At 50.4% G+C, this 21,057-nt stretch carries 25 protein-coding genes and 1 pseudogene; 2 read left to right on the top strand and 24 right to left on the bottom strand.

The features are described 5' to 3' along the window. Positions 1-3 precede the first annotated feature (3 nt). From AB1611_16425 to AB1611_16310, 24 genes and pseudogenes are all read right to left on the bottom strand, one after another. A pseudogene (locus AB1611_16425) lies at positions 4-218 on the bottom strand (type II toxin-antitoxin system HicB family antitoxin). A 26-nt stretch (positions 219-244) separates the two neighbouring features. After that, positions 245-469 (bottom strand): hypothetical protein, encoded by a 225-nt coding sequence (locus tag AB1611_16420; GenBank protein MEW6381174.1) that lies wholly within the window; start codon positions 467-469, stop codon positions 245-247. 39 nt (positions 470-508) lie between these two features. Continuing rightward, entirely contained in the window at positions 509-739 is a 231-nt protein-coding gene (locus tag AB1611_16415) for a DUF4926 domain-containing protein (protein MEW6381173.1), read from the bottom strand. 182 nt (positions 740-921) lie between these two features. Further along, complete coding sequence (locus tag AB1611_16410) at positions 922-1,278, bottom strand: hypothetical protein (protein ID MEW6381172.1); 357 nt, start codon at positions 1,276-1,278, stop codon at positions 922-924. 136 nt (positions 1,279-1,414) lie between these two features. After that, the gene (locus tag AB1611_16405) at positions 1,415-2,350 is read right to left on the bottom strand and encodes a DUF2887 domain-containing protein (GenBank protein MEW6381171.1); all 936 of its coding nucleotides are present in this window, start codon (positions 2,348-2,350) and stop codon (positions 1,415-1,417) included. Between the two features lie 287 nt (positions 2,351-2,637). Then, positions 2,638-2,943: a hypothetical protein gene (locus tag AB1611_16400; protein MEW6381170.1), complete on the bottom strand. Its 306-nt coding sequence runs from the start codon at positions 2,941-2,943 to the stop codon at positions 2,638-2,640. Positions 2,944-3,122: 179 nt separating this feature from the next. Beyond that, positions 3,123-3,473: a hypothetical protein gene (locus AB1611_16395; protein ID MEW6381169.1), complete on the bottom strand. Its 351-nt coding sequence runs from the start codon at positions 3,471-3,473 to the stop codon at positions 3,123-3,125. 113 nt (positions 3,474-3,586) lie between these two features. After that, positions 3,587-3,973, bottom strand: coding sequence for a type II toxin-antitoxin system VapC family toxin (locus tag AB1611_16390; GenBank protein MEW6381168.1), 387 nt, complete (start codon positions 3,971-3,973; stop codon positions 3,587-3,589). Then, positions 3,973-4,197 carry a type II toxin-antitoxin system Phd/YefM family antitoxin gene (locus AB1611_16385; protein ID MEW6381167.1) on the bottom strand — a complete coding sequence of 75 codons (225 nt, stop codon included), beginning with the start codon at positions 4,195-4,197 and terminating at the stop codon, positions 3,973-3,975. Before AB1611_16385 ends, AB1611_16390 begins: the two co-directional genes overlap by 1 nt. 294 nt (positions 4,198-4,491) lie before the next feature. After that, positions 4,492-5,121, bottom strand: coding sequence for a hypothetical protein (locus AB1611_16380; protein MEW6381166.1), 630 nt, complete (start codon positions 5,119-5,121; stop codon positions 4,492-4,494). Positions 5,122-5,162: 41 nt separating this feature from the next. Continuing rightward, positions 5,163-6,080 carry a hypothetical protein gene (locus AB1611_16375; protein MEW6381165.1) on the bottom strand — a complete coding sequence of 306 codons (918 nt, stop codon included), beginning with the start codon at positions 6,078-6,080 and terminating at the stop codon, positions 5,163-5,165. A gap of 59 nt (positions 6,081-6,139) precedes the next feature. Beyond that, positions 6,140-6,343 carry a hypothetical protein gene (locus AB1611_16370; protein ID MEW6381164.1) on the bottom strand — a complete coding sequence of 68 codons (204 nt, stop codon included), beginning with the start codon at positions 6,341-6,343 and terminating at the stop codon, positions 6,140-6,142. Between the two features lie 243 nt (positions 6,344-6,586). Continuing rightward, positions 6,587-7,528 carry a methylenetetrahydrofolate reductase gene (locus tag AB1611_16365; GenBank protein ID MEW6381163.1) on the bottom strand — a complete coding sequence of 314 codons (942 nt, stop codon included), beginning with the start codon at positions 7,526-7,528 and terminating at the stop codon, positions 6,587-6,589. Beyond that, positions 7,525-8,193 carry a methylenetetrahydrofolate reductase C-terminal domain-containing protein gene (locus AB1611_16360; protein ID MEW6381162.1) on the bottom strand — a complete coding sequence of 223 codons (669 nt, stop codon included), beginning with the start codon at positions 8,191-8,193 and terminating at the stop codon, positions 7,525-7,527. Before AB1611_16360 ends, AB1611_16365 begins: the two co-directional genes overlap by 4 nt. Next, positions 8,190-8,603, bottom strand: coding sequence for a hydrogenase iron-sulfur subunit (locus AB1611_16355; protein ID MEW6381161.1), 414 nt, complete (start codon positions 8,601-8,603; stop codon positions 8,190-8,192). Before AB1611_16355 ends, AB1611_16360 begins: the two co-directional genes overlap by 4 nt. Positions 8,604-8,614: 11 nt before the next feature. After that, a complete protein-coding gene (locus AB1611_16350; protein MEW6381160.1) occupies positions 8,615-10,387 on the bottom strand; it encodes a 4Fe-4S dicluster domain-containing protein in 1,773 nt (590 codons plus the stop codon). Further along, positions 10,380-11,657 (bottom strand): FAD-dependent oxidoreductase, encoded by a 1,278-nt coding sequence (locus AB1611_16345; GenBank protein MEW6381159.1) that lies wholly within the window; start codon positions 11,655-11,657, stop codon positions 10,380-10,382. The genes AB1611_16350 and AB1611_16345 overlap by 8 nt, the downstream gene beginning before the upstream one ends. Before the next feature lie 156 nt (positions 11,658-11,813). After that, entirely contained in the window at positions 11,814-12,719 is a 906-nt protein-coding gene (locus tag AB1611_16340; protein MEW6381158.1) for a methylenetetrahydrofolate reductase, read from the bottom strand. 3 nt (positions 12,720-12,722) lie between these two features. Further along, entirely contained in the window at positions 12,723-13,370 is a 648-nt protein-coding gene (locus AB1611_16335) for a methylenetetrahydrofolate reductase C-terminal domain-containing protein (protein ID MEW6381157.1), read from the bottom strand. 2 nt (positions 13,371-13,372) lie between these two features. Then, a complete protein-coding gene (gene gcvH / locus AB1611_16330; GenBank protein ID MEW6381156.1) occupies positions 13,373-13,762 on the bottom strand; it encodes a glycine cleavage system protein GcvH in 390 nt (129 codons plus the stop codon). Positions 13,763-13,798: 36 nt separating this feature from the next. Continuing rightward, positions 13,799-14,647: a bifunctional methylenetetrahydrofolate dehydrogenase/methenyltetrahydrofolate cyclohydrolase FolD gene (gene folD, locus AB1611_16325; protein ID MEW6381155.1), complete on the bottom strand. Its 849-nt coding sequence runs from the start codon at positions 14,645-14,647 to the stop codon at positions 13,799-13,801. Positions 14,648-15,068: 421 nt separating this feature from the next. After that, on the bottom strand, positions 15,069-15,626 hold the full coding sequence (gene folE / locus AB1611_16320; GenBank protein ID MEW6381154.1) for a GTP cyclohydrolase I FolE: 558 nt from the start codon (positions 15,624-15,626) through the stop codon (positions 15,069-15,071). 8 nt (positions 15,627-15,634) lie between these two features. Beyond that, positions 15,635-16,441 carry a carbon monoxide dehydrogenase accessory protein CooC gene (locus AB1611_16315; GenBank protein MEW6381153.1) on the bottom strand — a complete coding sequence of 269 codons (807 nt, stop codon included), beginning with the start codon at positions 16,439-16,441 and terminating at the stop codon, positions 15,635-15,637. A 143-nt stretch (positions 16,442-16,584) separates the two neighbouring features. After that, on the bottom strand, positions 16,585-17,379 hold the full coding sequence (locus AB1611_16310; protein ID MEW6381152.1) for an IclR family transcriptional regulator: 795 nt from the start codon (positions 17,377-17,379) through the stop codon (positions 16,585-16,587). Positions 17,380-17,843: 464 nt separating this feature from the next. Here AB1611_16310 and lepB point away from each other — a divergent pair, with 464 nt between their 5' ends. Both lepB and AB1611_16300 read left to right on the top strand, forming a co-directional pair. Continuing rightward, on the top strand, positions 17,844-18,434 hold the full coding sequence (gene lepB, locus AB1611_16305) for a signal peptidase I (GenBank protein MEW6381151.1): 591 nt from the start codon (positions 17,844-17,846) through the stop codon (positions 18,432-18,434). A gap of 491 nt (positions 18,435-18,925) precedes the next feature. After that, the gene (locus tag AB1611_16300) at positions 18,926-21,031 is read left to right on the top strand and encodes a heavy metal translocating P-type ATPase (GenBank protein ID MEW6381150.1); all 2,106 of its coding nucleotides are present in this window, start codon (positions 18,926-18,928) and stop codon (positions 21,029-21,031) included. The last annotated feature ends 26 nt before the right edge of the window (positions 21,032-21,057 follow it).

The raw sequence follows: 21,057 nt of genomic DNA, 5'->3' as shown, positions 1-21,057 counted from the left end.
TGGCTATGCCAACAGAAGCCGCCTGCATCTTGGCTCCGCCGGTATCGGATCACCAAACTCTTTCGCCGTATCGATCCACAATTGAATTGCTTCCTTTGCATTCACCAATGCTGATTCCTGCGTATCACCATGCGCCATGCAGCCGGGCAACTCTGGCACTTCGGCAACAAAGACCTGATCCCATTGCTCCAGGAAAGGATAATTTCATACTTGTACATATGGAATATCTTTTCAATACCTTCTTTCATTCCATTTCCTTCATTTCTTCTTCAATATCCTCCAGAACAGTTACAGCCATATCCCAGTCGAAGTAATCTTTTTCAAGTTCATAATCCACTTTCTGGCCTTTATGTGCTTTCTCAAGATCCTTAAATTCCATGTGGTATTTCTTCTCAAAAGTTTTAACCATAAATATATACTTGTTTTTCTTTCTTGTAAGCTCTCTGATTACCAATCCCTTCGCTCTCATTAATACATTTGGCGACCTGTATTGAATATTGCTGGCCTTTCACCTTGATGCAAGCTCCCGAACATGCAAAATTTCCCTGCCCTGCATTGGACGAATGTCTTCCTGCGTAAGTGTTAAAAGGGCAACTGTCTCACCCTCGGAGGTTACAAATTCAACCTCACATGCAGCGCCATTCTCATGGCAATGCACAACTGCTCCTACATCGCCCGCTTTCAAACTATATTCATCAATGTCATGAGAAAGGATAACGGTATCTAGTTCGTGAATCATTATCCTAATTTTCCCCTTATGTATTTAAGTATTTAAGCAGGGTATGTTGGAGAAGGTCTTAATTCAATAGATTTCCAGAGATTTCCAGAAAGATAGCTGCAATATAGCTAATCATCATTATATCTGTAAGGAACCGCCGATGATGCAAGCAACGCCCTCCTGCCTAGGCACTTACTGATCATTCAAGACTCGATCTCCAGCAATTCTTCTATATCCTTTACGCTCGTGGCTAATATATCCTTTACGCTCGTGGCTAATCTTATCGCCGTTTTAATGGTATCGAGTTTGGTTATGTCCTTTTCTTTTGCTATCCTCGGTAACAGCTTTATCCCCTCTAACCCGAATTTCAATCCCATACCCAATTTGATAGCTTCGAAAAGCCCCTCCAACCTTCCTATCTTTATGCCCTCTTCTATTCCATCCTGCCTTACTTTCTTTATGACTTCCTGAAAGATATCCTGTCCTGCCCTGGTTTCAGCCAGATCAAAGCCTAATATTTCTTTTATAGCCTCTCGTGATGGATCAAAAATCCGACTCATTCGCATTACCTCCTCTCCTGATAGATCCCGGAACCGGTTCAGCAGAAACAAAGCCAGAACGTTGAGGACGTCCTGGTGCAGATGCTCAGGATAGACCTTATAATCTGTATCTACCTATACCGTCTATACGAGCTGGTCAGGGTTCGCTCCCCAGTAATTTCTCTATCTCTTTTACGCTCGTGGCTATTTTTATTGCCTCTTTAATGATATCGAGCCTGGTTATGTCCTTTTCTTTTTCTATCCTCGGTAACAGCGTCAATCCCTCTAATCCAAATTTCAATTCCATACCTAATTTGATAGCTTCGATCAACCCCTCCAGCCTTCCTTTCTCTATTCCCTCTTCTATTCCTTCCAGCCTTCCTTTCTCTCTGCCTTCCTGAAAGATATCCTGTCCTGCCCTGGTCTGGGCCAGATCAAAGTCTAACATTTGTATTACCTCCTCTCGTGACAGGTCCCGAAACCGATTCAGAAGAAACAGAGCCAGAACGTTGAAGACATTCTGGTGAAGATTCTTCGGATAGGCCTTATAGGCTGTATCTACCCATATTCGGCTTCGATCCATGAGGTCATCTTTTGTCAACTGCCGGGAAACCGTAAACGGAGCCAGGACCACCAGCCGGGAATCAATGGCCATTAACTGACCTTCCGAATAGCTGGTCAAAACGATCTCCTTGAACCTCCCCTGAATCGAGAATACCCCATCCAGGCTCGCAAGATTGAAAGGCAGGGCGTCTTCCTGATACTCTGAATCGGTGAAGATAATCCCGGCCAGGACCGGCCCGGTATATCGCTCCTGAGCACAAGACAGGGCCACCTTGGAAGCTAGGGAATAACGGATCATATCACTCCTGTAGCCCTGAAACTCGATATAGACCCGCTCTTTAGATTCCCGGCCAGTGCCTCTTGGCAGAGCCATAATGTCCGGGCGAACCTCCTTCCCTTTCAGCACAACGGCTTTAGCCTCATACCCGGTTGGATCTTTTACTCCCAGGAGCTTAAGAACCGCTTCTGCACCAATAAACATCAGGTTGTAAAAAGCATCATCTGTGCCCCGTGTATGGGTACTACTCATTATTTCTTTCACTCCCGGTATTCCCCTTTTGGGCTATTCAACTTACCCGGCATCAGGGAAGAGATTGAGCCTTTTTCCGGTTAAAACGCTCACGCTGCTCTTGGATAATAGCCCTCAGTTCCTCTATTGATAAGCAGGGATTAAATCTGTGGATAATCGCGTGACAGTTAGGGCAAACAGGAAGTAAATCTTTCTTTCCATCTACTACGTACTCTGCTCGAATTTCAGAAAGTGGGATAAGATGATGAACATGTATAAAATGTTTCCCTGCTTCCCCATATATTCTTTCAAATCGGATTTTCATTTGTATCTATGTCTAGTAAGACGCTCTCATTGAGAGAGTATCCATGTTTTTCTAATAATTCCCACAATCCCTCTTTTTGAGATATCCAATAATGTCTTTTAACTCCATTACGTTCCCGTATAACAGTTTGATGTCTAACTTGACCTATGAACAAACAAACAGGCAACTCATCATCTTTTTTATGAGGAAAATTTGGATGCTTGCTTTTATCAATTCTAATTTCAGCCGATATCCTAGGGCTATCTTTTCGACTTGTTTGAGAGATCTTTCCATTAGCTTGTAATTTCACGATTATTGCTCCTACGGGTAAAAATCCCACTACGTATTTATTTGCCTTGAGCGGCGGTACCCATATTATAGGGTAGCCGCTTTGGAGCGAACGGGCGAGGCCGCTTTCCCTTGTAATGAGCTAAGTATAATTGCGAGTACTACCCATAATGACTGAACTTTCAATCAAGCGGGCATCAATTAAATCAAAGTATTGCCTAACAACTGGATACATGAGTCAGCATCTTGCCTCAATAATGCCAGCCACCTTTCGGTATTCACCAGCATTTCCACAGTAGCTGCCCACTCAACAAAGTCCGTTGCATCACCCATTTCGCCATTTTCATAGCATCTGTAAAAATCGGATGAAACTAAAGCATATTTCTCTTCGAATTCCTTAAGTTGATTGGCCAATCGTATTCTTAACTCAAGCATTCGACCGATTTCACGCTCCAGTAATTTATCAAGAGCAATGTCCATTACCGGATCAACCGCCGACTTGCCAGAAGCAATATATTTTTCAAGCTCTTTGACTTTATCAAGTATAGTCATGTCTCTTGGCCTCATAGGCTGAGCCTATGATTTGTATACGTATTTTTCGTGTTGTGAACCTAACGCGATACTGACTATTCTGGCTATTTCAACAGGGGACGACTGCTCATTGCTCACCATATTATTTCAATAGGATACTCATGAAAAACATTGTCATTGCTAATCACCGGAAGCCTCTCCGTAATGCCCTGCGCAATTATCAACCGATCAAACGGATCTCGATGATGAAACGGCAATTCCATAACCGTTGAAAGATGGCTCAATTCTATTGGCAATATATCTATTTCATTCTCGTTTAGTTGCTCCGGGATGAGCTGCTCAAATGGCCTTAATAACTCAAGTCTACCAATACTCACCTTGATTACTATTTCCCATAGACTCGAAATACTCAGAACAAGTTCATTGTTTATGTCGACAATGAAGTTCCGGGCATTGATGCTCAGATTATCACTACCAGCAATAAACCACAGGAAACAACTTGTATCAAGGAGCGCACGCATTACATATACTCCTCAAAATCTTCAAGTGGCTCATTGAAGTCATCAGGTATCTTGATAAGGCCCCTTGCACTTCCAAACTGTCGCTGCTTCTTACCCTTACTGATAGCGACAAGCTTGACAACCGGTTGGCCACCTTTAGTAATAACAACATCCTCTCCGCTGATAGTTTGCTCAATAAGTTCGGATAGATGCTGTTTGGCTTGTGTTATATCAACTTGGTGCATTGCAAATGTGCCTTTCTATTTTTTGTTTCATCCCCTGGTTTGATGCCGTATTACTTTCTTAATGCTTTCAAATACTTCCTTTAAGCCATTGGCAGAAAACTGAAAAATATTATGCGTATATCTTACTAAAGCTCCAGACTAAGGAATCAATTATTTTTATTTCTGAAAAATGTTTAGGCTGAAATGATTCTCTCCATATTTGTATACTATTTTTTAAGAATCCCTCAGTAAGAACCATTGTATATTCTTTCCTTAAAGAAATGAGAATATGCATAACCTGATCTAGTCGATCTTCTATTTTTTTTTATTCCTTGAAGGGAAAGATAATTGATAGAAGCTTCGGATAAAGTTATCATAAATAGGGCTATTATTATCGATCATATGAGCTAGTTTAGTTGCAAACGAGAACTGCAGACTTTTTTCTCCTCTTGTGTTTTTAATATTATATAAATCAAGGCATATTTTAGATATATCGACTTCGCAGTATTTAGCTTTTTCGCAGTATTTAGCTTCTTCTAAGATTTCAAAGTATTTTTTAAACCATTCATCAGGTAAAGCCCTTCTATTCATTCTCCAATAATTCTTATAAGTTTTTTGATATTCCATGTCCGTAGAGACGTCTGTTTGGTGGAGCCTATCAAATAGCCAATCATAATCAGACACATGGGTAGAGTCTTTCTTCTTAATTTCCTGAACTATTTTAAGAATGTCTTTCTCTATGATTTTATATTTTTCTTTTATGATATTGCCTGCCTCTTTTGTCTTTGGCGGCTTCCCTCTCCATCTCTTGCCATTTAGTTGTCCAGAAATATATCTGACATCTTTTGCCTTGATAAAATCCAGAACCTCCTTTATCTTCTCAGGCGGCAACCCCTCTATTTCCCTGAGAAGGTCTTTTTTGTAATCAGGAGATAAAGATTTCATATAGTTACCTTCTTAAAATGATGAATAGAGATGTCCACCGGTTAGGTCACAGGTATATCCCTGAAAGCGTTTGTTACTTCTAGAACAAAACGATCCCCTGGTTTCCCTTGAGGATGCTGGGCTACAACTATACTCGACTTGTAGTCTGCTTCAGGTATATGAAGATACCCTCGTAGTTGAACTAGACCAGTGCTACGAACAACATCAATGAACTCGCCAATCAGTGGTATAAAAGGCTCAAACCAATTAATTCCAGTCAGAAAGAGCAACCGCTTGGGAGCGGACTCAATTATTTCCTGCCTTAGCAGTTTTCCGCAAAAGGGGCGCTGTAATTCCATCAATGTACTGTATGGATTCCCTCCCTTGGCAGGAGAAACCTTGTAAAGATTAGTCCAGGTTATACGGCTTGGCCAATCAGTTGCGCTGTCAGTTGCAATTTGAAGGTTCAAAATAACTCGCTGGATAGTACGCCAGAAAGCTGACTTCTTGGTATTGTACCTATTTTTATTATACACGCACTTAGTACATTGCACATTAAATACGGGCCTTGTCTTGCAAGTGCATGTCTCAAGATTAGATTGCCACGCTTGCCACAATAGGCAATCCTCCCCTGTTGCCATGGACGACCCACTACACTGGTCGGGTAATTCTCGTGGCCTATGCATAGGTATGGCACCCCAGCAATCACTAACCCACTGCAAGGGGCAATTTGTCTCATTATCACTTCTCGAGAAGATTTGATCAATGAATTGTTGTCTCTCTTCCTTATTTAAAAAAGCAGCAGGCGACAGATTTCCTATCCACTCATTAGCAGAGCGGCCAATTACCATCAACTCACCATTGGCTCGCTGACCATGCATTCCAACAAAGCCTGTCAATTCAATGCTCGGAAGATTTTTACTTTGATCGCCTATGTGGGACAACATTTGGTCAAAGATCGTTTTCTTCTCCTGTTTCATCTCAATTCTCCTTGGAGCAATAGCGGTTTCGAGATCTCTGGTGGACATGAATCATCATTTCATGCTTTGTCTTCCAGCAGCTTGAAAACATCCTCCCTGCTTACCGGCTCTGTGCTTTCTCCCTCCCGTATTGCATGAGCCAAGGCAACATCCTCCAACACCTCGACAACCAGCCCACAGAAGAGCGTATCCCTTCGTTCCTCAAGCACCTCCACCAGAGCTTCCTTGAGCAGCTCCTCGATCCGGCCCTCGTCAATCTCCATGAGCTATCATCTGTCCTTATCTCCCCCTCCCCTGCCTCACTATAAGGGAAGGGTTTATGGATTCTCTCACCCTTACCCAAAAATCCTAACATGGTGGAAGGAATTGAGGGAAGGACATAAGCATAGCGTTTTGCCTGTGCTGAGCAATCACCCCCACCTAACCTCCCCCTGCCACAGGGGCTCCCTGCTCAAGGGGGAGGGATATGAGATCCAGCAAATTCAAGATATTAACTAAAAACCTCACTACCCCACCTGTGGCCTCGGCCACAGGCCCGCATCCTTGACAATAGTCGGCACGATCTCCTCCCACTCCACGGCCATGATGTGCACTCCGCGCACGCCGGGGATTTCCCGCGCCTGCTGAATCAGCTCCACGCAAATCCTGACCCCTTCGGCCTTGGCGTCTTTTGCCCCTTCCATCCGGCGGATGAGTTCATCCGGGATGCTCATTCCGGCCACGTTGTTCTTCATGTACTGAAGCACCTTGGGGGACTTGATGGGCATGATTCCGGCCAGGATGTATACTTTCTCGTGCAGGCCCTGATCGACCACCATCTGCATCCAGCGCTTGAATTTGGGCAGATCGAAGATGCACTGGGTCTGAACAAAATCGGCTCCGGCCTTGATTTTCTTGGCCAGCCGGACCACGCGGAATTCGAAGGGATCACCGAAGGGGTTGGCGGCCACGCCCAAAAACATTCGCGGCTCCATGATTTCTGACTTCTTGGTATTCCGGATCTCCTCGCCGCACTGAAAGACCTTTTCATCCCGCATGTTCTTGAACATCTGCACCAGTTGGATGGAATCCAGGTCGTATACGTTCTTGGACTGGGGATGGTTGCCGAAGCTCTGATGGTCCCCGCTCAGGCATAGAAGATTTCGCAGGCCAAGCACATACGCTCCCAGGATATCGGCCTGCATGGCCAGGCGGTTCCGGTCCCGGCAGGTCATCTGAATGATGGGCTCAAGACCCTCGTCCAGGGCGATTTTCCCGGCGGCAACGCTGGACACCCGGACGATGGCGGTCTGATTATCGGTGATATTGACGGCATCCGCAAATCCGCGCAGTATCTCGGCCTTACGTTTAATCAATTGAATATCCGCACTCTTTGGTGGCCCCAGCTCCGCGGTAGCCACAAATTCCCCTCGAGTCAACAATTGTTCCAGACGGCTGCCTGCCTTCATAGACACATATCCTCCCTGATCACCTTTCGCGGTCCTCCATCCCGGCTTGTGGACCAGTTTTTAGCGGGCATGATCTCTTCGAGGCATGCGAGTCTGCCCAGAGCTTTCAGGCGCTCATAAATCAAATGCCAGCCACAGTCGATATCCTTGTTGATTTCACATTTGCCGTTTTGCGATCCCCCGCAGGGGCCATTCAGCAGGCTCTTCGAGCAGCGGGAAATCGGGCAGATACCGCCGGTTTTATCGAGAATGCACTGGCCGCAGGCCTGGCAGCGCTCGACCCACACACCCTGCCGCTCCGGCAGGCCCAGCATTTTGGTATTGAGGGCAGGTACCACCGGAATCTGCGGGAACTGCTCGGCTATGGTCTGGACACCGATGCCGCAGCCTGTGGAGATCAGGAGGTCTTGCCCCTTGACCGCACTGTGCAGAGCGTCAACAAACTCTTTCTCGCACTGGCGCTCGATGCTGGTCTCGTGCACTTCCACCTGCCTGCCGCTGGCCTTGGCTGCCAGCCGCAGCCCGGAAGCCAGAATGGCCACTTCCTTGGCTCCACCGGCCAGGCAAACCGTCACACAGGTATCACAGCCGATTACCAGAATATTGCGGTAACCTTCGGTCATGGCGATAATTTCGGTTATATCTTTCTGATCTGCAACAATCATGGTTTCACCTTTACCGGACTGGGCCCCAGGCTCCTGATACTTTCATTGCCCTGTCGAACCAGATCCACGAATTGAGTCCATTCCAGTTCGGACAGATAGAAGAATCGCAGCCGCTCTTTTTCGATTCCCAGCTTCTCCAGCATGGCAGCCGTATGATCGACCCTCTTTCCTGCCCGCACGTTCCCTGACAGAAACTTGCAGCTATCCGGGTGACAGCCAAAGACAAAAACCCCATCAGCACCCTCTTCAAAAGCCTTCAGGATATGAATAACTTCGAGCTTTCCCGAACAGGGAAGCCGGCAGATTTTGATGTTGGAAGGGTATCCTTCCTGCCGCGCCCCTGCTGTATCCGCCGCCCGATAGGCAGAATTTTCACAACAAAAAGCCACAATGGCCGGTGTAAAATCCATTGGTTTACCCCTCAAAAGATTAGTTCAGAGAAAATCTGGGCATCAGAATACTGCACCATTTCAATTGCCTTGGCCGGACATTCACCGGCACAGATTCCACACCCCTGGCAGGCTTCGGGCATGACCTTGGCCCCCCATTTCTGCCCGGCCTCGACCTCTCCGACCTCGATGGCCCGGTGCGGGCAGGTACGGATGCAGGTCAGGCACAGGGCGCACTTTTCGGTGTTGATGACCACCTTGCGCTCCACCCCGGCATTTGCCTGGGATACCAGGGAGCAGACAGCCATAGCCACCGACCGGATATCGCTGAGGATCTCGGAAGTTTCCTCTTTTCCGTGGCAGGCCCCGGCTACAAAGATCCCCTTCCGGTTCGAGAGGTTTGGCGCAAGGTGAATGTTTCCTCCCTGGAAAAAGCCTTCCCGGTAAAATCCTCTGTCGTTCAGATTGATCCTGAGAACGCTTTGCAGATTTTGAGTCCCCTCAGCGGGGAGGACTTCATCCTCAAGGATGAGAAGGTCGGCCAGGACCGAGATGGGGCGACCACCTCCCCCTTCTCCGTTCCCGTTTCCGTTTCCCGTTCCGGCAAGGGCAGGATCATACAGCTTTACGGTGATGATTCCCTTTTCAAGGCTGACTTCAGGCCGGGTGCTTTCCGTGAACCGGAAGAACAGGACCCCGGATTCACGGGCCAGCCGGTACAGGGATTCCAGTTCCGTGCCGCAGACCATGATATCACCGGCGGCAACCATAACCTCCGCCTTAAATTGCTTTTTCAGGGCAATGGCTTCGTTCAGGGCCATGACGGTTGCCCTCTTGGCAAAAGCCCCGCGTGATCCTCCCCCCTGCGATGCACCAAGGATGAAGCAGACATACTTGGTCCGCTTATCCGGGCTCATCATGATCCGCTCAAGGGTCTTTCGTTCGCCAGCGGCCATATCCCGCAGCCGGGTGAGACCAACGATCCGGTTGGAGGAGCCCACACCAGCCAGCCCCTGCCCGTCCCGGCTCTGCAAGCCGGTACTGACCACAATGCTTCCGACCTCAAGGACCTTGTCCTGGCCTTGCATATCGAGGGTAACCTGGAAAGCTCCGGGGCCGCCGGCCACATCCCTGACCTCGGTGGAGGTTAAAATCCCGATCTTCTTGTCACCAAGCTCTTTCAGCCCGGACGCCAGTTGCTGCCGCTGGTCCAGGGTCTCCGTGCAGGCACCCCCGGTGCAGGGGCTGAGCAGGGAAGTATCCACCTGGCCTGCCTGGGAATTCCGGTCGATCAGGACAGGCTGAATACCCAGCCGGTGCAGCTCCAGCGCCATCCGAACGCCGGTCGATCCCGCGCCGATGACCAGGGCCGAAGGATTCATCCTGGTTTGCACCTTTTCCACAGGTCTGGCCTGAGCCACCCGGCGGATTGCAGCCGCGATCATCCGCTGAGCTTTCGGCTGGCATTCGCTCTTTTCCGAACACACCCAGGCGCAGCCTTCCCGGATATTGGCAATGGCCAGCAAGGAGCGATTCAAACCCGCCTCTTCAAGCGCCTGCATGAACTTGAATTCATGCTGATGCGGTGAGCATCCGGCAATGACTATGCGGTTGCAGCCGGATTGGGCAATCTTGATCTTCAGCCACTCGAGGCCGCTTCTGGTACATAGAAAGCGGTTCTCATCCACACAGGTCACACCGGGGACCCTGGCCGCGGAATCCAGCAAAAGCCTGGTATCGAAATAATCATTCATCATATGGCCGCAGGTGCACAGGAACACCCCGATCTTGAGCGGACTATCCATGATATACCTCCTCCCGCCTCTTCATGAAGGCAAGTGCCCGCAAGGCCGCTTCCTGGCCATGCGAAATGGATTCCACGAGGCTCTTTGGCCCCTGGCAGGTACCGGCCAGGAAAATACCCTTGCGGGATGTTACCGTGGAATCCGTAAGGTTGACCGCTGCAAAAAATCCATCCGCCCCAACCTTCAGGCCCAGGCTTTGAGCCAGAGATTGATTTTCACCGCAGGGGCTGATTCCCACCGATAAGACGACCAGATCGAATTCGGCCTTCCCCATGCGTCCCTGGTCGATATCCTCATACCGCATCGATACCCCGCCTCCTGCCGCCGGCTCGATTTCCACCGGAAGCCCTTTCACCAGGCGGATTTTTTCCTTCACCCGCTCGATCAGGGAAAGGAATTCCCGCTCCGTCCGCTGAAGGTCAATGTAAAAAATGGTTACGTCAGCCTCCGGCAATTGGGATTTGAGCTTGGCAGCCATCCGGACAGCATATTTGCAACACACCCGTGAGCAGTAATCCTGATTGATGTGCGGATCGCGGGAGCCGACACACTGGATAAAGGCTATCCGGGGCTTCCCCTGCGCCTTCTCAACGAGGGCCGTGGCATCTCCGTCAAGCAGACGCTGCTCAAGGTCCAGCCCCGAGATTACCTGCGGGATGCGGCCATAGCCAAGGTGCCCTTTTTGCCTGGCATCGTAGGCTGAAAAGCCGGTAGCCACAACCACGGCAGAAGCCCGCAGGGTTGTCATCTCTTCCTGCCGATCGAAGGAAATGGCTCCAGCCGGACAACTCTCCTGACAGAGGGTGCAGCCTGCCGCTCCCTGCTGAAAGTGCAGGCATTGATCCCGGTTGATGGAAAATACGTTCGGGATGGAAGAAAGATAGGGACGGCTGATTGCCGCTCCCGGCTTTGGGCAACTCTGGTAGCACACGGAGCAGGCAACACATTTTTCCTGATCGATAAACCGCGGCTGCTTTCGGACCGTAACGGTAAAGCCTGCTCCATTCTCCCGCACCCCTACCACCTCGGACTGAGGCAGGAGGTGAATATTGGGCTGGGAGGCGGCTTTCATAATCCTGTCCTTTGCCAGGCAGACACCGCAGGTGTTACACTGATCGGTAGCCTTGCAGCCGAAGCGAAGAGCATGTCCGCCGATACTTGATTTTTTTTCAATAACATATACCTGGCAGCCACTATCAGCCAGGGAAAGGGCAGAGCTGACCCCGGCAATCCCGCCGCCGATAACAATGGCTTGATCCTGATCGTTCAAGGTCTGAAACCTCCTTTAAAAAGAAGTTATCAGTTATCAGTTTTCAGTTACCAGTAAAAAACTGAAAACTGATAACTTCGAACCGATAACTTTATTTAACTGACCACTGATCAGTGGCCATTGATCACTGACCACTGGCCACTGACCACTGATCACTCAAATCCCCGCTTCATCCAAGACAGCAGGAATTTTATCCTCCAGCCCGATGGCCATAATATGCACGCCCGCACACAAGCCCTTGAATTCCCGAATCTGGCGACCGGCAATCCTGATCCCTGCTTCCAGGGGGTCGGGCGAAGACTCAAGCTCTTTGATCACCCAATCCGGCACGGTAACACCAGGAACATTTTTATTGATGTACCGGACCGCAGCCGCAGATCGCACCACAAGAATACCGGCCAGGATTTTCGCCCCAAGCTCTCTGGCATAGCTCATGAACTCTTCGAATCTTTTCAGGTCATAGACAGCCTGGGTCTGGAAAAACCTGGCTCCGGCTGCAACCTTTTGGGAAAACCGCCAGACTTGGGGCTCCAGCGGGTTTGCCTCCGGATTGACCACTGCACCGGGGAAAAGATCCGTCCCGCCTGTCAGTGCTGTGCTATTGGGCAGAGCCTTTCCCATAAATCGGGTGGAGATATCCCTTCCGTGATTGAGCCGGTCAATAACCTGCAAGAGCTGGGTGGAATCAAGATCATAAACCGCCTTGGCCTGGGGGTGATCGCCCGCTCCGGGATGATCTCCGGTCAGAACCAGGACGTTCCGGATGCCCAAAACGCTGGCGCTGAGAAGATCGGATTGCAGGGCAAGACGGTTTCGATCACGACAGGTTATCTGAAAAACAGGATCAAAGCCCCGCTCTTTCAGCAGGTGACAGGCAGCCAGAGATCCCAGTCTCATGACCGAGCTCTGGTTATCCGTCACATTGATCCCGTGCACTCTGCCCCTGAGCCTGTCGGCATGGGCCAGCATCCGGGATACATCGGTGCCCTTCGGGGGGCCAAGTTCAGCGGTGATGGCAAATTGGTTCTTTTCCAGGACCTGCCGAAAACTTAATTCCTCCATCAGCTATTTCTCAACTGCCAGCTTGCGGGGCCTAGTGCATGGGGAATAGTCCCGCGGAGCACGAATTTGCTGAGGCTTCTCCCCCTGCCCTGCCGCTTTCAGCCGATCGTAAATCAGGACCCAGGCACAATCCCGCTCAGGGTCCAGCTCACATTTACCCTCTTGCATCCCTCCGCACGGGCCGTTCAGGAGCCCCTTGGAGCAGGTGGTCACCGGACAGATACCGCCCGTTGTATTCAGAATGCACTCACCGCACAGGGAGCAGCGCTCTTCGAACTGGCCAAACCGCTGCACATTGCCGAGAAACAGCGTGTCAAGAGCAGCTACAGCCGGTATCTGCGCCAGTTGTGCCACGGCCTGGACACCGGCCCCGCAGGCCATGACCAGGATAGCCTCGATGTCCTCCAGTTCGGCCCTCCTGGCCCGCAGCTCTTTTTTACTCTTCAGCAGGTGACAGACAGCCTCAAGTACGGCATACCCCGAAACCGCATGGCCTTCATCCGTAAGGCGCTCTCTCATCTTCAGCACCTGCTCTTCTCCTCCGCTCTGGCAGAGGGCTGCACACAGGCCGCAGCCGACCAGAAAGACCTTCTTTTTTCCCTGAAGGGCACTGCAAACTTCACCAAAGGGTTTTGGCCTGGTAATAATCATAATCAGCTATACTCTTCCTGGAGGTACTGGTTGTAGTCATCCTCACTGAGCAGATTATCCAGTTCCCCGGTATCGTCCATGATCACTTTGACCAGCCACCCCTTCCCGTAGGGGTCCTCATTGATCAATTCCGGTTCATCCTCCAGGATCTCGTTGATCTCGATAATGGTCCCGGTGACCGGCGAAATCAGATCGGATACGGCCTTGGCAGACTCGATCTGGCCAAAGGATTCCGATTGCTGTACTTTATGGCGCACCCCGGAGGTTTCAACCAGTAAAACATCCCCCAACTCTTCCTGAGCATGGGCAGAGATGCCGATAGTGCCTTTATTTCCCTCCACTTTAACCCACAGGTGCTCTTTATTGAAGTACAATTTTCCAGCCATGATGATTATTATCCTCCTTGACCCTCTGAGAAGGCAAAAGTATCAAGAGAACATCTCTGCAGATTTGACCGTGTTGGCCATAAGCATGGTAATGGTCATTGGTCCTACCCCGCCGGGGACAGGGGTAATGGCTGCCACTTTGTCTTTCATTCCCTCAAAGTCCACGTCTCCGACCAGGGTTCCATCGGGCAGGCGGTTGACTCCGACATCAATGACCACCGCTCCCTCTTTAACCATGTCCGCAGTGATCATCTTGGGCCTGCCGATGGCCGCGATGAGGATATCGGCTCTCCTGATCTCATCGGCCAGAGATCTGGTTCTGGAATGACAGATAGTTACCGTGGCATGCTCCTGGAGCAGCAGGGTTGCTACCGGTTTTCCGACAATGTTGCTTCGGCCTACCACGACAGCGTTTTTCCCTTTGATATCGATATTGCTGTAATGTAAAAGCTCCATGACTCCTGCCGGAGTGCAGGGCGGGAAGAGAGCTTTTCCCAGCATGAGGTTTCCGATATTAACCGGATGAAAGCCATCCACATCCTTGGTGGGAATAATCGATTCGATGATCAGTTCCTCGTTAAAGTGATCGGGCAACGGGAGCTGGACCAATATCCCGTGGATTTTCTCATCCTGGTTCAACCGCTTGATCAGGGCCAGAACCTCTTCCTGCGGGGTTTCCGCAGGAAGGGCATATTTCTCGGAGTGAATGCCCAGGCTTTCACATGCCTTTTCCTTCATGCGGACATAAACCTTTGAGGCGGGATTCTCGCCCACCAGAATCACCGCCAGGCCGGGGACCTTGCCCTGAGTTTTGAGCGTTTCGATCCTGCTTTTGAGTTTCTCCCGCAGTTCATTGCCGATTTTTGTCCCATCGATAATCATGCCACTCATTTTGCATCTCCTTGTATTGTTATCTTCTGGTAACTACTTAGTACACTGCGCGGGAATTGCGCGGCCGGATTAAATAATAGCCCCCCTCACCCCAGCCCTCTCCCCCCAAAGGGGGCGAGGGAGTGGAGGAGAGGCTATCCCCCCATGAGAAAGGCATCGACCACATGTAGGGTGGGGCTGCTTTTTTGCCCCACCAAATACCGCACGCGATCTCATGGTTCGTCCTAACTGGCCGCGTATTTAATGCGCAGTGTACTTAGGTTCAGAGGGGCAAAGGCACAGAGGCACAAGGTTTCCTTTGCCTGTTTGTGCCTATTTGCTGCTTAACTTCCCAGCTAAATTGCCCAGTATTTATCTATCTTCTTTGCCCCTTTGTGCCTTTGCCCCTTTGCCCCTTTGTGCCTGAGTAGTTACTAAAAATCTAAGGTTTCTGGATAAGCTCCAGCATTTCGGACCTCGTTTTCGGGTTGTCCCGAAAAGCCCCGCGCACAGCAGATGTTACCACCCTGGCGTGAGGTTTTTTCACACCCCGCATGGACATGCACAAGTGCTCTGCCTGGATCACGACCATAGCGCCGATCGGTTTGAGGCCATCCATAATAATATCCACCAGTTCCTTGGTCAGCCTCTCCTGAAGCTGGGGCCTCCTGGCCAAAACGTCGAGGGTCAAAGCCAGTTTGCTGATCCCGATAATCTCTCCCTTTCTGGGCAAATAAGCGATATGCGCATCACCAAAAAACGGGAGAAGATGATGCTCACAGATCGAATAAAACGGAAGCCCCTTGACCAGCACCATCTCATCATACTCCTCTCCCTTGATCGGAGTCATGATTTTTCGCGGATCCTGATCCAGACCGGCAAAAATTTCCCCGTACATTTCGGCTATGCGGGCCGGGGTATCCTGAACTCCCTGCCAGTCAGCTATGCCGATGCCCTGGAGAACCAGCCTGATTCCCGCTTCTATCTTTTCCCTGTCCATTCTCTCCCTCAACGCTGACTGACCGTATTTGCTGCCGGTGCGGTCCGCCTGGCGTCCAGGAATTGTTTAATTTTTTCGATCTCCGCAATCACCTCGCGGCAGGCGGGAAAAGGTGATATTCCTTCAGCATCGGCTTCAACCAGAGCCCATTCAAAGGGGAGGGAGCCAATGATTTCAAAACCGTCCAGGCGGCTGTGAATGAAATCCCTGTCCTGGAGATGCCGCACCTTATTGGCCACTAAGAAAACCTCTTGAACACCGAGGTCCAAAGCCAATTGACGGATATCCCTGGCTGTCTGAATGCTTCGGTGGCCCGGTTCGACGACGATCAGGAACGCATCGACCGCCCGTGCCGTTCCTCTGCCAAGATGCTCGATGCCTGCTTCCATGTCCAGAATCAGGGTTTCGTCCTGCTTCAGCAGAAGGTGGGTCACCAGGCTCCTGATAAAGGTGCTTTCAGGACAATAACAGCCGCTGCCGCCGGGTTTGGGCTGTCCGAGCGCCAGCAGCAGGATATTCTCAAACCGCACGCCGAAGCGGTCGGCAATATCATCTACGGTAGGATTGATTTTAAAAAAACCTCCCCCTGCTCCCGGCCTGGCTCCCGTCCGCTCTTCGATCAGGGAAGAGAGAGTACTGAGCGGTTGAATTTTTTCGATTTCCGATTCCGGAAAACCGATGGCTGAAGCAAGATTGGCGTCCGGGTCGGCATCGATAGCCAGCACCCTGTGCCCCTGCTGTGAATAAAGTCTGGCCAGAATAGCAGACAGAGTGGTCTTCCCCACTCCTCCTTTACCAGTGACAGCAATCTTCACGATGATATTTACTCCTTAAATGAATACTCAGGCTGTTAGTCTGAAGGCTGTTAGTTGAAAAGCCTTTCTTACAGTCAGGCTGCATTGTCCTCTCCTACAGCCTAAATGCCTACAGCCTATCTACCTGAGTAGTTGCAATTATGTCAGATAGACTCTGCGCCATACCCAAGGCGGCGGGAAATCTCCAGGGCAGCATTTTTGATGAGCGGGGCCAGTTCCTTCTCGACTCTCTCGTGTGCCATGCGGTTTATGGGACCGGAAATGCACAGACCTGCCACTACGTTTTCGGTGTAATCCCGTATGGGAGCGCCGACACATTTTACATCTTCTTCATATTCTTCATTATCAATAGCATAGCCCTGCTTACGCACCAGTTCAAGATGCCGGAGCATCTCGCTTTCCGAAACAATGGTGTTCCTGGTATATCCTTTCAGTCCTATGCTCTTGAGAAGGTTGCGGATTTCTTCGGATGACTTATAGGCTACCTGAATCTTTCCGGCTGAGGTGCAGAATATCGGGGCCCTGCGCCCAAGCATGGGAATAATCCGAACCGGACGGCAGGTTTCTATCATGTCGATGTAGACGACCTCTCCACGGTCACAAACGGACAGGTAAGCGGTTTCCATAGTCTTACTCGCCAGGGCATCAAGGACATCATGGGCCTGGCTGACCAGCCCCATTCTTCGCAGACAGGATTGGCCCAATTCAAAACATCTCAATCCGAGCCGGTAATTGCCGGTAACGGGATTTTGCTCGATATACCCTTGACAGGAAAGTGTGGCCAGTAACCGAAAGATATTATTTTTCGGCAACTTCAGTCGATTACTTAAAGTTGTGACTCCCAGCTCTTTCTCATTACTCAGGATAAAAACGTTCAAGACATCAAGAGCATGAAGTACGGATTGGATTGTATATTCACAGGTCTGTTTTTTTGGCATCCACTCATTAACCTTAAATTCTGCTGCAAGCCCGCAGAAAGGCATTCTCCTCATCCGGAAAGTGAGCTCCTTCCAACCGGAGCAATTCGCTCAAGGAAGGATCCCTCAGGCTGAAAAGAAGACCGCTCTTCATTCCAGTGCCTGTTGCCAGTGATAGATAAACTTAACACACTGTTTTATTCTTGTCAAGAAAAATACCCTTGGCAATTCAAGGTATCGAGGGGAAATAATATATGGATTAATATCCATGACTTGGGCCATATTTTCGGCAGATGGATTAGAAAGCCGTTTTATTTTAAAGCATAATCGCCGGATACCTGGAATTTGTCCCGCTAACCGATTCAGCGGTATCCCGTTTGAGTACGGCCTGATACTTGACAAATCTTTGAACCATGATTAAAATTATGTTTTTGTCTGCATCTTTTGCACTTATATATTAACTTTTCGAGGAATTCAATATTTTTATGAATCAGGATAAAGAGATCAAAAGAAAGTCAATCTATCGGGAATATCTGGAAGCAATTATCATCGCCGTAGCTCTCGCCCTTGTCATCCGCACGTTTATTGTCCAGGCTTTTAAAATTCCCTCAGGGTCCATGATCCCAACCCTGCAGATAGGAGATCATATCCTTGTCAACAAGTTCATTTACCGATTCGAAAAACCGCAGCGGGGGGATATAATTGTCTTTAAATATCCCAAGGACCCGTCGCGGGACTTTATCAAACGCCTGATCGGACGCCCCGGCGACACTCTGGAGATTCAGAATAAGCATGTTTACCTGAATGGCAAGGCCCTGGATGAACCCTATACGATCCATGAAAGTGGCGAAGCATCCATGTATGTTCCTCCCAACCGGGATAACTTCGGCCCCATCACTATCCCGGAGGGATATTTCTTTGTGATGGGCGATAATCGCGATTGCAGCCTTGACAGTCGATTCTGGGGGCTTTTACAGGAAGATTTGATCAAGGGGAAAGCTTTTATCATTTACTGGTCATGGGATTCAGATCGAAAATGGGTCCGATGGAACCGTTTTGCCAAGATATTGCACTAGGATTTGTTCCGACAGGGCAAGAGTGCTTTGGCAGTAGCCGATCTTTTCCAGAGTCTTCTCCATAATCTCCGCAATGCTCGTTTTTTAATCTCCGCAATGCTCGTTTTTTCGGTAGTCACAAACCCAGAATATTGCCGATAAGTCTTGGTTACAAATTACTGATACCGTATCCAAATCCGCTAACACATGCGCCCCATTCGTAAGATTCAAAGCTGCGTAAGGGCATGGAAAAGTTTTCTTGCCAGCTCAAGGAGAAAAACTCCTGCCAGCAGCCAACCTTAGAGTAATCCATTGTCAGTGTACAACCATAAAAAAGCATAATAAAAAATTCCCGGTCATAGGAGATGGGAGTGGAAATGGAAAGGATTTTAAACTAACAGCCTTCAGCCTCAATAATCTGAGCAGTTACGAAGCATAAGGAAGATGAGGAAGAGAACATGCCTTTTCGATACCGAATTATTCATTCAATCCGAGGCCGTCTGCGCCTTCACTTGGAATTAATCCAGCCGTTTGACCAGGAACTGGACGGGGCTTTGGAAGCCTTTTTCCGGGACCGGCATGGAATTCAGGAGGTCAGGCTGAATCGAAGATGCAAGAGCCTCATCCTGACCTACCGGCCGAACATCCTCACCGAAGATGAACTGATCGGCATCTTTGAGGGACTTTCCTTCGAGGCACTGAAAGCTTACCAGCCCAAGCCCTCTCAGGGCAACGGTCCCGGCGATTGCGGCGATCGCCAACGGCTCTCATGGCTGCCCCTGGCTTTATCCAGTACAGCGGCGGCGCTTGGCATGCTGTCTGAATCCCTGTTTGTTCCCTGGCTTCTGGCCGGGGCCAGCATTCCGATCTTCACCCGTGCCTTCAATGCCCTTGTCGCAAACAGGGGCAGGCCGAATGTGGATGTCCTTGATGCCTCGGCTACGGCAGTTCTTGCCCTTCGCGGCCAGTTCAGTACGGCTGCGGCCATGGTCTGGCTCGTTTCCCTGGGGGATTTTATCCGTGATGCAACCGTGCAGCGGTCTCACCGGGCAATCGAGAGGCTCTTCGATGGCCTGGACCAGTTCGCCTGGATCGTCCGCAACGGGAAGAAGGTCCGGGTGAGGGTCGAAGAGATCAGGGCAGGGGATGAAGTCGTAGTCTATCCTGGAGAGCTTATTCCGGTCGATGGGATTGTTCTTGTGGGCAGGGCTACCGTTGACCAGAAAATCCTCACCGGTGAATCGATGCCGGTTGAGAAGGAAGAGGGGGCTTTGGTCTATGCGGGGACCGTGGTCCGGGAGGGAAAACTCTACATCAGAGCTGAGAAGGTTGGAACTGAGACGACCAGGGCCAGGATTGTCCACCTGGTAAATAACGCTCCTGTCCGCGAAACCAGGATTCAGAATTATGCCGAGCACTTTGCCAACCGCTTCGTACCCTGGAGTTTCCTGGCTGCCGGGGCATCCCTGGCGTTGAGCGGCAACACCGGCACCACAGCCTCCCTGCTCATTGTCGATTACGGGACAGGCATCCGGGTGGCTGCCCCGACCACGGTTTTAAGCTCTATGGCCAAGGCTGCCCATCATGGCATCCTGATCAAGGGAGGCCGCTATCTGGAGCTTCTGTCCGAGGTCGATACCATTGTCTTTGATAAAACCGGAACCCTGACCCTTGGAGAGCCCGAGGTGGTCGAGACCATTCCCTACGGGAGAAATATGAGCTGCGAACAGGTTCTGGCCCTGGCTGCCGCAGCCGAAGCCCGCCTGACCCATCCGGTGGCCGAGGCCATTGTCAGGGCGGCCCGGCAGCGGGGAATAGCCATCCTCGAAAGGGAATCTTCTGACTATACGATCGGTCTGGGTGTTGAGGCCACGGTCGGAGGCTCTTCGGTGCTGGTAGGGTGTCACCGCTTCATGGCCCTGAAAGAAATCAGGATCGGCAAGGCTGACCGGGATATCCTGAAGATGAACGGGCGGGCAGCCACTCCCCTGTTTGTCGCTCTGGACGGCCGTCTGATCGGCCTTTTGATCTATACGGACCCGATCCGGCCGGAAGCATCGAGTGTCATCCAGGCCCTTGGCCGCAGGGGGATCAAAGATATCGTCATGCTGACCGGCGATCATCCGGCCATTGCCCAGAAAGTGGCCCACACTCTGGGTATCGGCAAGTATGTGGCCGATACCTTCCCTGAAGAGAAAGCAGAGGTCGTGAAGTCGCTGCAGAATGGAGGGCATATCGTGGCCGTAGTGGGAGATGGAATAAACGACACCCCGGCCTTTGTTCAGGCCGATGTAGGCATTGCAGTCAAGGGAGGGGCGGATGTGGCCAGGGAAACCGCTCAGGTGTCCTTCCTGGAAGGAAACCTGTGGAAGATCCCTCAAGCCATCGATATCGCCCGGGAGTCAACCCGACTTATCCAGCAAAACTGGAAGATTAACCTGTACCCCAACACGGGAGCAATTACCCTGGCTTTACTCGGGGTCCTCGGTCCTGTCGGCACTACCGTCATCAGCAACGGATCAGCGGTCGTCGCCTCCCTGAATGCTTTACGGCCAATGCTCAACGGCTCAGCGAGTGGTCAGTGGTCAGTGACGCAAGACGTAATTCTCTCCAAGTAGCCGAAACACCGGAGGGGTAAACCGAG

The organism is bacterium (assembly GCA_040755755.1).
GTDB lineage: Bacteria > SZUA-182 > SZUA-182 > DTGQ01 > DTGQ01 > DTGQ01.
Note: the sequence above shows the minus strand (reverse complement) of the source record. Positions and strands in the feature narration are given on the sequence as shown.

Bases quoted from the DNA above. Each gene is read 5' to 3' on its own strand.
- AB1611_16415 (MEW6381173.1), bottom strand. From the start codon at position 739: ATGATTCACGAACTAGATACCGTTATCCTTTCTCATGACATTGATGAA.
- AB1611_16370 (MEW6381164.1), bottom strand. From the start codon at position 6,343: ATGGAGATTGACGAGGGCCGGATCGAGGAGCTGCTCAAGGAAGCTCTG.
- AB1611_16420 (MEW6381174.1), bottom strand. From the start codon at position 469: ATGAGAGCGAAGGGATTGGTAATCAGAGAGCTTACAAGAAAGAAAAAC.
- AB1611_16310 (MEW6381152.1), bottom strand. From the start codon at position 17,379: ATGCCAAAAAAACAGACCTGTGAATATACAATCCAATCCGTACTTCAT.
- AB1611_16375 (MEW6381165.1), bottom strand. From the start codon at position 6,080: ATGAAACAGGAGAAGAAAACGATCTTTGACCAAATGTTGTCCCACATA.
- lepB (MEW6381151.1), top strand. From the start codon at position 17,844: ATGAATCAGGATAAAGAGATCAAAAGAAAGTCAATCTATCGGGAATAT.
- AB1611_16365 (MEW6381163.1), bottom strand. From the start codon at position 7,528: ATGAAGGCAGGCAGCCGTCTGGAACAATTGTTGACTCGAGGGGAATTT.
- AB1611_16395 (MEW6381169.1), bottom strand. From the start codon at position 3,473: ATGACTATACTTGATAAAGTCAAAGAGCTTGAAAAATATATTGCTTCT.
- AB1611_16410 (MEW6381172.1), bottom strand. From the start codon at position 1,278: ATGAGTCGGATTTTTGATCCATCACGAGAGGCTATAAAAGAAATATTA.
- AB1611_16355 (MEW6381161.1), bottom strand. From the start codon at position 8,603: ATGGATTTTACACCGGCCATTGTGGCTTTTTGTTGTGAAAATTCTGCC.
- folE (MEW6381154.1), bottom strand. From the start codon at position 15,626: ATGGACAGGGAAAAGATAGAAGCGGGAATCAGGCTGGTTCTCCAGGGC.
- AB1611_16350 (MEW6381160.1), bottom strand. From the start codon at position 10,387: ATGGATAGTCCGCTCAAGATCGGGGTGTTCCTGTGCACCTGCGGCCAT.
- folD (MEW6381155.1), bottom strand. From the start codon at position 14,647: ATGAGTGGCATGATTATCGATGGGACAAAAATCGGCAATGAACTGCGG.
- AB1611_16335 (MEW6381157.1), bottom strand. From the start codon at position 13,370: ATGATTATTACCAGGCCAAAACCCTTTGGTGAAGTTTGCAGTGCCCTT.
- AB1611_16340 (MEW6381158.1), bottom strand. From the start codon at position 12,719: ATGGAGGAATTAAGTTTTCGGCAGGTCCTGGAAAAGAACCAATTTGCC.
- AB1611_16405 (MEW6381171.1), bottom strand. From the start codon at position 2,350: ATGAGTAGTACCCATACACGGGGCACAGATGATGCTTTTTACAACCTG.
- AB1611_16360 (MEW6381162.1), bottom strand. From the start codon at position 8,193: ATGATTGTTGCAGATCAGAAAGATATAACCGAAATTATCGCCATGACC.
- AB1611_16380 (MEW6381166.1), bottom strand. From the start codon at position 5,121: ATGAAATCTTTATCTCCTGATTACAAAAAAGACCTTCTCAGGGAAATA.
- AB1611_16390 (MEW6381168.1), bottom strand. From the start codon at position 3,973: ATGCGTGCGCTCCTTGATACAAGTTGTTTCCTGTGGTTTATTGCTGGT.
- AB1611_16385 (MEW6381167.1), bottom strand. From the start codon at position 4,197: ATGCACCAAGTTGATATAACACAAGCCAAACAGCATCTATCCGAACTT.